Genomic DNA, 10,525 nt, shown 5'->3' on the forward strand with positions numbered 1-10,525 from the left:
CATGCTGAACTTTGAACTTCTCGCAACCGACGCTGGAAGCCACGCGCGCCGCGGCACGCTAACGCTGAACCACGGCGTGGTGCAGACACCCATCTTCATGCCCGTGGGTACCTACGGGACCGTCAAGGGCGTGATGCCGCGCAGCCTCGAAGAGATGGGCGCGCAGATCATTCTTGGCAACACCTTCCACCTTTGGATGCGGCCGGGACTCGACGTGATGGCCAGCTTCGGCGGTCTTCATCAGTTCGAGAAGTGGAACAAGCCCATCCTCACCGATTCGGGTGGCTTTCAGGTGTGGTCTCTCGGAGCCATGCGCAAGATCAGTGAAGAAGGCGTGAAGTTCGCCTCGCCCGTCAACGGCGACAAGCTGTTCCTCACGCCCGAGGTCTCGATGCAGATCCAGACCATCCTCAACAGCGACATCGTCATGCAGTTCGACGAATGCACGCCGTACGAGACCCAAGGCCACGTCACAACGGAATCCGACGCGCGCAAGTCGATGGAACTGAGCCTGCGTTGGGCTCATCGCTGCCAAGCCGAATTCAGTCGACTCGAAAATCCGAATGCGCTCTTCGGCATCGTCCAGGGCGGCATGTTCGAAAACCTGCGCGAAGAATCCCTGGCAAAGTTGGTCGACATGGACTTTCCGGGCTACGCAATCGGCGGAGTGAGCGTGGGTGAGCCCAAGGACGAAATGCTGCGCATCATGGCGCACACGCCGCACAAGCTCCCGGCGCACAAGCCGCGCTACTTGATGGGTGTCGGCACGCCGGAGGACCTCGTCGAAGGCGTGGCGCAGGGCGTCGACATGTTCGACTGCGTGATGCCGACGCGCAATGCCCGCAACGGCACGCTGTTCTCGCGCTACGGCGATCTCAAGATGCGCAACGCGCGCCACAAGAGCGATCCACAGCCAATCGATGCGAGCTGCACCTGCCACGCCTGCGCGGGTGCATCAGGCGTGCCATGGAACGAAGGCGGCCGCGATGGCTTCAGCCGCGCCTACCTGCATCACCTGGACCGATGCGGCGAGATGCTGGGGCCGATGCTCACGACCATCCACAACTTGCACTATTACCTGAACCTGATGCGGGAAATTCGCGAGGCGCTCGAAACGGGCCGCTTTGCCGAGTTCCGCGCGAAGTTCAAGGCCGACCGCGCACGGGGCGTCTAGGCGCACCGAAGGGCCCAGCATCCCGACAGCGATTCGCCTGGCGCCAGCACCGCGCCACCGAGTTCGCTCGGTGAGTAACGGCCCGACAGATTGATCGCATCGGTGCATTGGCTGACGGGTTCGGCGCAAAAGTGTCCTGCGCCATGCGGGCAGTACAGCACGAAGAAATCAAGCGGCTGGTCCGCCGACATCACCAGTGCACGCCCTTCATTCGGCCAATCGATGCGCGCCGTGCGCGACCAGCCGATGAAGTTGTTGTCCAGGTCGAGTTCGGACAGCAGCACGCCCTCTCGAAGCCGGCTCACTTCAGGCGCCTCTGCCAGCGCTACGGGCATGACTTCGGCGTCGCCTTTCCACATGGCAGCAGTTGTCGTCTGCAAGCGCGTGCCGTCGCGATGCGGATAGTAGGGGTGATGGCCGATTCCCGCCGGCATCGGCACTGAATCGCGATTGGTCAAGGTGACTTTGCAGCGCAGGCCGGACGAGTCGAGTTCGAACGTCTGCGCAGCCTCGAAGCGCCAGGGCCATTGGGTGTCGGCTTCGACCGCGAGTTCAAGCGTCGCCTGGGTTGCCGAAGACCGCGCGACCTTCCATGGGCGCATCCATCCGATGCCGTGCAAGGGATGCTTGCCCGAAGGTCCCGCGGCATGACCTGTCGCGATCGCGATGTCCCGGCCACCGAATCGCGCGCGGCCATCTCGAATACGGTTGCACCAGGGCAGCAGCGGAAAGCTCGCCATCGAGAACGGGTCCCGCCGCGCCAGGGCGTCGTCGGTCGCGGACCGAAGCCAATCGAAGCGGTCTCCAGACTGCTCGTCATAGAGCGCTGCAATCGATCCCCCCAATTCGGGTGCCAGCACCAGCCGCACGGATCCCGCTGAAAGCTGTATCAGCTTCGTGTCGTTTTCTTTCATGCAATTCGCACCACAGGTCATTGCGATCGCGGCATTCTCGTTCACACGGGTAGCGGATTCGCACGACCGAAGGCCAAAATACCTCGATGACAGATTCAACCTCTCCTTCCCCGTCGGCGCGCTATCCATCGCTGGCCGGCCGTACTGTCTTCATCTCCGGCGGCGCGAGCGGCATCGGCGAAGCGCTGGTGCGCGCCTTTCATGCCCAGGGCGCACGCGTCGGCTTCTGCGACCTCGACGCAACCGCAGGCCGAGCGCTGGCCAGTCATCTCGGCACGAACAGCGAGGCGCACGAGGCGCTCTTCCTCGAATGCGATGTGACAGACGTGGCGGCCCTGCAAGCCGCGATTGGGGCAATGCGCGCCCGCTTCGGTCCGATCAAGGTGCTGATCAACAACGCCGCAAATGACCGGCGCCATGAGATGGCGGACGTCAGCAGCGACGACTTCGACCGTCTGGTCGCGGTCAACTTCAAGCACCAATTTTTTGCCGCACAGGCGGTCGCGGACGACATGCGCTCGCTGGGTGGCGGATCGATCATCAACTTCGGATCGATCAGCTGGATGATCAAGGGCCGGGGGTATCCGGTCTACCAGGCCTGCAAATCCGCGGCGCGCGGACTGACCCGATCACTGGCGCGCGACCTTGGCAAGCAGAACATCCGAGTCAATTCCATCGTCCCCGGCTGGGTCATGACCGAGCGACAGCTGCAGCTCTGGGTCAAGCCCGAATCGGGCGCCGAAATCGATGCCGCGCAATGCCTCCCTGGCCGAGTCATGGCCGAGGACATTGCAAGCATGGCGCTGTTCCTTGCGGCCGACGATTCGAAGATGTGTACCGCGCAGGACTACGTGGTCGACGCCGGCTGGACCTGAAACGGCAAGTCCGGCGGCAAGTCGCGCGGCATGGCGGCGGCCATTGCGCCGGTTCCACAAGCGTGGCAGAACCTGGCGAAGGCGCTCTTGCGCGACTTGCACACGTGGCAGTGGTCGAAGAGCCCGATACCGCAATGCGGGCAAAAGTCGATGGCCGTGTTCTTCAAGTCCACGGGTCTCTCGCATCCAGGGCAAACGCTCTTCGCGAGTCGGGCGAGCGCTGTGTCATAGCTGAGCTCGTTGCGGCGAACCGTGTCGGGCTGCGCCTCAGCGAGTTTCTGACGCGCCAGATATCGGTTCAGCGCGACGATGGCATATCGCCCGACGAGCACCGTCACCACGATGCCGACCGCGTAACGCACATAGCCGCCGTAGCTCGGCAGATAGGGCACGAGTTCGACAAAAAACGCGAACAGCGCAAAGAAGATGAATCCCCAGACGAACGGCCACCATGTGCTCTTGCGCTTCTTCGCGAAGAGCCAGCCCGCAATCATCAGCAGCGGCAGCGTGAGCGCCAGTCGATAGCCGAAGACGCGCAGCTCGACTCGGCGGTTTTCGGCGTCCAGGCGAGTCCGCGCCTGGTCCTCAAGGATGGTCAGCTGCTGTTGCGCGCGCTGGCTTGACTGCCGGGCGTCGAGCGCGATTTGCCGCTGTGCGCCGACGGCCCGTTCGGCTTCGTCCTCCTTGAGCTTCAGCGCATCCAGCGCCTTGGTGCGGGAGACGAGCTCAGGGTCCTGGTCGGGCTGTGCAGTGGCGTGGCGGGTCGCGATCCAATTCGAGAAGGTCTCTCTCGCCGCGCGACTTGCCTGCCGAGCGGCGACGAGCTTGAGGTCCGCCTGCTCCCGTTCGCGCGCCGCATCCTGCTCCACCCTTTCGGCGTCGCGGACGGTTTTGCGCAGTGGATCGGCCGCGGCATGGTCGATGAAGTCATCGATGTCGAGACTGTGCTCGACGCGCGGCAGATCTCCGACGATCGTGCTCCCGAGGCCGATCAGAAAGCTGGCGAACACCACCGCCACGACCCAGAGACCGCGGCGAAACCATTTTTCAGACAGGCGCAAGGACTTGCTCATCGGGTTCCTTCTTCATTGGGAATTCAAAAAACCTGGATAACGCGATTCTGGTCTAGGGTCTCAGCGCCACATTCGGCTTGGCCTGTTCGCATGAACGGCCCGCATGCGCCTTCAACGGGAACAGGAACGTGCCCGCGAGCGCGACCACGACAGCCGTCAAGATCGCTTGCATCGCTGCTTTCAGGAGGCGGCGCGTGCGCGAAACACGCGCCTGGTATTCGCGGTCGTACGGCCCGAAATTGGTCGGGACCCTCTTCACGACGACACCTCGCTGCAGATCAAACCGACAGTCAGGGACATGTTGAAAGAGATTGTCTGCATGCAAGCCTCAGGGCGAAGTGAAGGTGCGCGGATGATGTTTCGCATCTGAACGTCGCGGAACAAGTTAACGAATCAGTGGCAACTTCCAGCGCTTTCGGTATCGCTACTCGATACTTGCCTGAGGCTTCAGCCGGCGCGCGAGCAGATCGTCACGCGTGTAGGTCCTGTCGGTTCCGGCGAGGCGCATGGCGATCACTTCGAGCGCGCCCTGCGTGGGTGCTGGCGTGCCCGGGTTCAGAAAAGCCAGAGGCGTGAGCAGACTGAGCAACACGAGACTCCAGCTCAACCGCGGATGCGGAAGCCGGTGCTGCCACAGAAGAAATGCGCCGCTGACCGCCATGCCCAGCGCGAATCCAGCCGCGACTTCGGACTTCGAATGCGCGTACAGCGCCAGCCTGGACGCACCGATGAACACCGCAAACATCAATCCGAACGACGCGGCGGAAACGCGGACACGATGCGACTGCTGAGAGGCAGCGAGCCAGCATGCCACAGGCCATACGCACGCCGATAGAGCCGTGTGACCGCTGAAGCCGGTGAAGTTGATCAAGGCGATGCCGATGCCCCAGCCCAGGAACGCGATTTTCGACACGGCGATCACGCAGCACCCGAGCCCGAACAAAAGTACCCAGCGCCACGCCGATGGGCGCGTCGCTTCGCGAATGCCGAGCCACACCGCGATCCACAGCGCGACCGGCAGCAGAAAGCCACTGTCACCGAACCAGGTCACAGCGACCCAAAACCATTGGGGAAAAGGCAAGGACATCAGTCGAAATTCATGCGCTAAGAAGCCCGCTCACGCGCCGCTGCAGGATGTCGGGCTGCACCTCGGCATGGCGCAGCGCGTCGCCGACATTGAGGCCCACCCGACTGAACAGGCCTCGCCGGAAGGGTCGCACCATCGCGACGTTTTCTCCGTCTCGCACTTCGACCCGGCTGAAGTACGAGCCCCACAAATTCGTCAGAGCCATGGGAACCACCGGAACGTCGATGCCTTCGGCGCGCGCGGCCTCGAGGATTTTCATCACGCCGCCCTTGAACGGCTGGAGCTGCCCGTCGCGAGTGATCGCGCCTTCGGGAAAGATGGCGAGGAGGTCGCCCTCCCGCAGCACCTGCACGGCCTGCGCGAAAGCGTCTTCGTAGGCGGCGGGATCTTCCTTCTGCGGCGCAATCGGAATGGCCTTGGCCAGCCTGAACAGCCAGCCCAGCACGGGTACGCGGAATATGCGGTGATCCATGATGAAGCGAATGGGACGCGGGCTCGCCGCCATGAGCAGCACCGCATCGATAAAGCTTACGTGATTGCAAACGAGGACCGCCGCTCCATCGCCCGGAATATGTTCGTCCCCTTTCACGTCGAACCGGTAGACGAAGCGGGACAGCACCCAGGCGACGAAGCGCAGCAGGTATTCGGGCATGAGCATGAAGATGTAGAACGCGACCACCGCATTGGCAATTCCCGTGAAGAGAAAGATCTGTGGAATCGTAAAACCAGACTTCAAAAGCGCGCCCGCAATGATTGAACTGGCAATCATGAACAGCGCGTTGAGAATATTGTTGGCCGCGATGATGCGCGCCCGGTGCGTGGGCTGGCTGCGCAACTGGATCAGCGCATACATCGGCACGCTGTAGAGCCCGGCAAACAGCGACAGCAGACCGAGGTCGGCCATCACGCGCCAGTGGGCCTTCTCCCGAATAAAGCCGCCCAATCCCAGTTCTCCAAGCGCGGGCAGCGCGCGCGACGCGAAGTACAGGTCGATTGCGAATACGCTCATCCCGATCGCACCCAACGGCACCAGGCCGATCTCGACCTGGCGCCGGCTCAGCGTCTCGCATAGCAGCGATCCGATGCCGATGCCGACCGAGAAAACCACCAGCAGCAGCGAGGCCACCTGCTCGTCTCCGTGGAGCACCTCCTTGGCAAAGCTCGGAAACTGGCTAAGGAAGATCGCGCCGAAGAACCACATCCACGAGATGCCAAGCAGCGAGCGGAAAACAACGATGTTCCCATGGGCCAGCTTGAGATTGCGCCACGTCTCGCTCACCGGGTTCCAGTTGATCCGAAGCTCCGGATCGGTGGCGGGCGCTTGCGGGATCGCCTGCGCAACGCCTCGCCCCGCCAGCGCGAGCAGCACGCATGCCAGTGCCACCGACGTGTGGCCGATATGCGGCACCGCGATCAGAAGACCCCCGGCGACCTGCCCCAGCAGGATGGCAACGAAAGTGCCCATCTCGACCATGCCATTGCCGCCAGTGAGCTCGCGCGCGTCCAGCACCTGCGGGAGATAGGCAAACTTCACGGGCCCGAACAAGGTGGAATGCAGTCCCATCAGGAAGACGCAACCGAGCAGCACAGCCGCATCGGCCCGCATGAAGCCCCACGCGGCGATCAGCATGATCGCGATCTCGAGGTTTTTGACGAAGCGGATCATCTTCGTCTTGTCGAACTTGTCGGTGAGTTGCCCGGAAGTCGCCGAGAAGAGCAGGAAAGGCAGGATGAACAGCGCTCCGATCGCGAGCCCCGCCATGGCGGGGGGCATCCAGCTGAGCTGTAGCTGGTAGGTCACCATGACCGTGAAAGCAAACTTGAAGAGGTTGTCGTTGGCCGCTCCAGCGAATTGCGTCCAGAAGAATGGCGCAAAGCGCCGCTGACCCAGAAGCGCGAACTGGTTGGCATGCGCATGCGGATCAGGCGTGGGGGACGATGATGCGTTGGCGGTTGTGGTCATTCGCAAAGCCTGGTTGGCAAGTTCCTCAAGCCGTTACGGCAGCGGCGCCCGGATTGTGCCGCAGCGTCTGACGGCCCATCGCCTGCAATGCGTGCAACACCGGGAGCGCCGCCAATGCAGCCATGAAGTGCTTGAGGCCGTGGCCCGAGATCAATTGCCGGGTGGCCTCGTAAATGGACGCGTCCGACAGCTCGAACAGCTTGGCCAAGACATAGAAGAAGACCACCCACCCCAGCTTCAGATCGATGGCGCCAGGCGATGATCTTGCGAGCGAGAGGACCAAAATCAGTGCCATTCCACCAAACTGCACCAGCGTCCAGGGCAAGGCATTGCCCGCCCTGTATTGGACGGCCGCCGCCACCAGGGCGCCGCTCATCGTGAGCCAGGCGGCGGGCCATCCGGCGCGCTCGCTCACCCGCTCGCAAACCGCAAGGCCGACGAGACCCGACAACGCGATGGCCATCCCTGCTCGGTCCGCCGCGAGCCGCGTCGCATCAGGCTGCACGTGATAGAAGGCGGACGCCGCCGCGGTGAAGATCAGCCCCGCGAAGAACATCCACGCACAATCCAGCGCGTTCACAGGAAGGCGAGTGGCCGCCTGGGGCAGCGGCGCGGCGTCGAGGGCGTCTTCGTGCGCCCGATCGAGCCAATGGAGCCAACGCAAGCCCCAGATGCCAATCAGGGCCAATGGCAGATTGCTCAGGACATCCAAGGACGACAGCGGCATGACGGACTCCGGTGAAAAGTTCGATCGGCGCAATCTAGGTTGCCGGCCCCTTCGGAGGCATCGAGAATCGATACGGAGCACTTTTTCACCACCGGCGGTATCGCCCGGCAGTACCGGTTCCGATATCAACATCAACACTCGCCCTTCTGTCGCCACCCATGAGCACCACCGTCGATCTGGTCGTCGCCCTCAAGAACGAACTCAAAAGCGCCCACATGACGTATGCGGACCTCGCCAGGTCGCTGGACATGGCGGAATCAAGCGTGAAGCGGATGCTCGCCAAGGGCGATATGCCGCTCACGCGAGTCGATGCGATTTGCCGGGCTCTCAAGATCGACTTCGCGGAACTCGCCCGCCGTGTCGCGGACGCTCAACCCTTGCTGAAGGAATTGACGCTCGAACAGGAAAAGGCCGTAGTGAAGGACAAGAAGCTGCTGCTGCTCGCCATCTGCGTGCTGAGCCAGTGGACCCTCGAGCAGATCGTCGCGGCCTACCGCATCAGCGAAGCCGAATGCATCGGCTATCTCGCGCAACTCGACCGCATCGGAATCATCGAACTGCGGCCCCTGAATCGCTATCGCCTGAAACTCGCCAAGACCTTCCGCTGGCGTCCCCACGGTCCGGTGATGGATTTCTTTCGCGAGAACGTTGTGCTCGACTACTACCGGGGCGGCTTCGACGGCCCCGCCGAAGGCTTGCTGCTGGTGCATGGGTCCATCAGCAAGTCGCTTGCGCCTGCTTTTCTGGACCGTCTGCAGCGTGTGGCCCAGGACTTTGCCCAACAGCATCAGACCGACCAGAAGCTGCCGCCCAAGGAACGCGAGGGCTACACATTGCTTTTGGGGATGCGCAATTGGGAGTTCGAACTGTTCACCCGCCTTCGAAGAGCGTGAACAAAGGATGAACACACAGAAACCGGTTTCTTGGATAAGATGCGCCCCGCAGAAAAGTGGACCCTTTCGTCCCACCGTCGGCGCAAACTCCCATGAACGCTCAGGTGAACCGCAAGCGCGGTTCGGTGACTGCCCCACATTGATCAATCGCCGACTGGAGAGACACCACGCCATGTGGTGCACCGAAGGAGCAAGTCCGCTGCATGCCGCATCGGATGAATCTCTCAGGTAAAGGAGACAGGGGGAGCGGCAGTCTGAACACGGGTCTTCGGCGCTGACACAGTAAGCACCAACGCCCGCCGTTCATGCCATCCCAAAAGGATTCGGACATGCGCGTGGTTGTGCTCGGCGCTGGTTTGCTCGGCGTTACGACGGCCTATTACCTTCAGCAGCTCGGTCACGAGGTGATCGTCGTCGACCGCCACGCGACCCCCGCCGCCAAAGCCCGGGGCAGGGCCGAGCCCGGCGAGCCCGCCATCGCCTTGCACGGCGGCGGTGCGGCTTCGGCCGGTGCCCGGCGAAGCAAAGGCAATGGGCCCCGGCTCTGGGGGAAAGTGCGTCGCCGCCTCTCCGAACTGCTCGACCGCGCCATCGGTGCGCCGCCTCAACGCGATCCGCTCGATCAACTGGTGCGCCTGGCAGCCTACAGCCGCAACACCGCACGGGCGCTTCATGACGAGGCTGGCATGCCTCAGCGGCCGCGCTCGAACGGGCTGATGAAGTTCTTTACCGACGCCGAAGCTTTTCGAGCGCGCGTGGCGCGGGCACCCCATTGGTCCGAACTCGGCTGCGAGGAGCGCCTGCTCTCGCCCGAGGAAGCGATGGCCTTCGAGCCCGCACTGCATGCCGTTGGCGCCGCGCTCGCCGGAGCAACGTTCTCGCCCGAAGACCCGGCACGCGATCCAGCCCAGTTCGCAGCCAGCATCGTCTTCCTGTGCCGCGCGGCCGGCGTGCGATTCATGATGAAGCACACGGTCGTTTCGCTGAAAATCCGCGATGGCCGGATCAGTCACGTGGACCTGCTCGATGCGCAAGGACAACCGGTAGCCCTGCGCGCGCAATCCTATGTGCTCGCCTTGGGCGCATCGAGCGTCCCGCATGCTGAAGAGCTCGGTATCGCCATGCCGCTGAACTTCGTGCGTGAGTACATCGCGACGGTGCCGGTCAAGGACGCGGCGCGTGCACCGCACATCGCACTGCACGATCGCCAGGGCAAGCTGCGCATCAGACGGCTCGAAAGCGCAAACGGTGTGTATCTCCGGGTCTCCTCCACGGTGCGTGTACGCGATGACGAAGAGAGCGAGCCCGATTCGGACCGCTTCCGAGCAATGCTGGGCCGCATCGACATTCTGTTTCCCGGAATGGCGAAAACCGATGAGGCATCGCTCGACACGGCGATGCACGCGGTAAGCAGAAACCGCCTGCCGATGATCGGCAAGACGCGAGTACCCAATCTTTTCCTCAATACGGCCCCCGGTACACCCACCTGGGCCCACGCCTGCGGCGCGAGCAAATCGGTCGCCCGTATCGTCAGCGGCTTGCGACCCGAACTCGACTTCGCCTTCAGGGGCCTGTAGCCAGCGCGCCGCAGCGCCCCTACAATCGCCCCACTGCAGGAGAGCAGGCCGCCTGGCGGCCTCACCGAAGGCGCAAACTCCCATAAACGCTCAGGTCGGCTCGCAACAACGAGCCTGTACTGCACCAACTGTCAGAGCCGTCTGGAGAGCCATCACGCAAAGTGATGCACCGAAGGAGCAAACCCGTTGCGGGCGCAACGGGTGAATCTCTCAGGTACCGAGGACAGGGGGAGCGGCAACTT

At 63.0% G+C, this 10,525-nt stretch carries 10 protein-coding genes and 3 riboswitches; of the genes, 4 read left to right on the forward strand and 6 right to left on the reverse strand.

The features are described 5' to 3' along the window. Position 1: 1 nt before the first annotated feature. Positions 2–1,174, forward strand: coding sequence for a tRNA guanosine(34) transglycosylase Tgt (gene tgt, locus AC1DEK_RS10275; RefSeq protein WP_478125112.1), 1,173 nt, complete (start codon positions 2–4; stop codon positions 1,172–1,174). On the opposite strand, the gene AC1DEK_RS10280 is transcribed toward tgt, so the two are convergent. After that, positions 1,171–2,088, reverse strand: coding sequence for an aldose 1-epimerase (locus tag AC1DEK_RS10280; RefSeq protein ID WP_478125113.1), 918 nt, complete (start codon positions 2,086–2,088; stop codon positions 1,171–1,173). The two genes, tgt and AC1DEK_RS10280, sit on opposite strands and share 4 nt — an antisense overlap. An 86-nt stretch (positions 2,089–2,174) precedes the next feature. Here AC1DEK_RS10280 and AC1DEK_RS10285 point away from each other — a divergent pair, with 86 nt between their 5' ends. Then, on the forward strand, positions 2,175–2,963 hold the full coding sequence (locus AC1DEK_RS10285; protein WP_478125114.1) for an SDR family NAD(P)-dependent oxidoreductase: 789 nt from the start codon (positions 2,175–2,177) through the stop codon (positions 2,961–2,963). Here the strand turns inward: AC1DEK_RS10285 and AC1DEK_RS10290 are convergent. From AC1DEK_RS10290 to AC1DEK_RS10310, 5 genes are all read right to left on the reverse strand, one after another. Next, complete coding sequence (locus AC1DEK_RS10290; RefSeq protein ID WP_478125115.1) at positions 2,936–4,036, reverse strand: serine endopeptidase; 1,101 nt, start codon at positions 4,034–4,036, stop codon at positions 2,936–2,938. The genes AC1DEK_RS10285 and AC1DEK_RS10290 overlap by 28 nt on opposite strands. A gap of 52 nt (positions 4,037–4,088) precedes the next feature. Then, a complete protein-coding gene (locus AC1DEK_RS10295) occupies positions 4,089–4,295 on the reverse strand; it encodes a hypothetical protein (RefSeq protein WP_478125116.1) in 207 nt (68 codons plus the stop codon). Between the two features lie 165 nt (positions 4,296–4,460). After that, positions 4,461–5,123 carry a phosphatase PAP2 family protein gene (locus tag AC1DEK_RS10300; protein ID WP_478125117.1) on the reverse strand — a complete coding sequence of 221 codons (663 nt, stop codon included), beginning with the start codon at positions 5,121–5,123 and terminating at the stop codon, positions 4,461–4,463. Positions 5,124–5,133: 10 nt separating this feature from the next. After that, positions 5,134–7,086, reverse strand: coding sequence for an MFS transporter (locus AC1DEK_RS10305; protein WP_478125118.1), 1,953 nt, complete (start codon positions 7,084–7,086; stop codon positions 5,134–5,136). Between the two features lie 25 nt (positions 7,087–7,111). Next, positions 7,112–7,813, reverse strand: a complete 702-nt coding sequence (locus AC1DEK_RS10310) for a hypothetical protein (RefSeq protein WP_478125119.1) — start codon at positions 7,811–7,813, stop codon at positions 7,112–7,114. A gap of 158 nt (positions 7,814–7,971) precedes the next feature. Between AC1DEK_RS10310 and AC1DEK_RS10315 the strand changes: the two genes are divergently transcribed. Together AC1DEK_RS10315 and AC1DEK_RS10320 are read left to right on the forward strand one after the other, a co-directional pair. Then, positions 7,972–8,706, forward strand: coding sequence for a helix-turn-helix domain-containing protein (locus AC1DEK_RS10315; RefSeq protein WP_478125120.1), 735 nt, complete (start codon positions 7,972–7,974; stop codon positions 8,704–8,706). 144 nt (positions 8,707–8,850) lie between these two features. Continuing rightward, positions 8,851–8,957, forward strand: a riboswitch (glycine riboswitch). A 78-nt stretch (positions 8,958–9,035) separates the two neighbouring features. Next, positions 9,036–10,283: an FAD-dependent oxidoreductase gene (locus AC1DEK_RS10320; RefSeq protein WP_478125121.1), complete on the forward strand. Its 1,248-nt coding sequence runs from the start codon at positions 9,036–9,038 to the stop codon at positions 10,281–10,283. Between the two features lie 26 nt (positions 10,284–10,309). Beyond that, positions 10,310–10,410, forward strand: a riboswitch (glycine riboswitch). Between the two features lie 4 nt (positions 10,411–10,414). Then, positions 10,415–10,520, forward strand: a riboswitch (glycine riboswitch). Positions 10,521–10,525: the final 5 nt, after the last annotated feature.

It is taken from the genome of Variovorax sp. 10N420 (assembly GCF_056394705.1).

Bases quoted from the DNA above. Each gene is read 5' to 3' on its own strand.
- AC1DEK_RS10315 (WP_478125120.1), top strand. From the start codon at position 7,972: ATGAGCACCACCGTCGATCTGGTCGTCGCCCTCAAGAACGAACTCAAA.
- tgt (WP_478125112.1), top strand. From the start codon at position 2: ATGCTGAACTTTGAACTTCTCGCAACCGACGCTGGAAGCCACGCGCGC.
- AC1DEK_RS10300 (WP_478125117.1), bottom strand. From the start codon at position 5,123: ATGTCCTTGCCTTTTCCCCAATGGTTTTGGGTCGCTGTGACCTGGTTC.
- AC1DEK_RS10305 (WP_478125118.1), bottom strand. From the start codon at position 7,086: ATGACCACAACCGCCAACGCATCATCGTCCCCCACGCCTGATCCGCAT.
- AC1DEK_RS10290 (WP_478125115.1), bottom strand. From the start codon at position 4,036: ATGAGCAAGTCCTTGCGCCTGTCTGAAAAATGGTTTCGCCGCGGTCTC.
- AC1DEK_RS10310 (WP_478125119.1), bottom strand. From the start codon at position 7,813: ATGCCGCTGTCGTCCTTGGATGTCCTGAGCAATCTGCCATTGGCCCTG.
- AC1DEK_RS10285 (WP_478125114.1), top strand. From the start codon at position 2,175: ATGACAGATTCAACCTCTCCTTCCCCGTCGGCGCGCTATCCATCGCTG.
- AC1DEK_RS10280 (WP_478125113.1), bottom strand. From the start codon at position 2,088: ATGAAAGAAAACGACACGAAGCTGATACAGCTTTCAGCGGGATCCGTG.
- AC1DEK_RS10320 (WP_478125121.1), top strand. From the start codon at position 9,036: ATGCGCGTGGTTGTGCTCGGCGCTGGTTTGCTCGGCGTTACGACGGCC.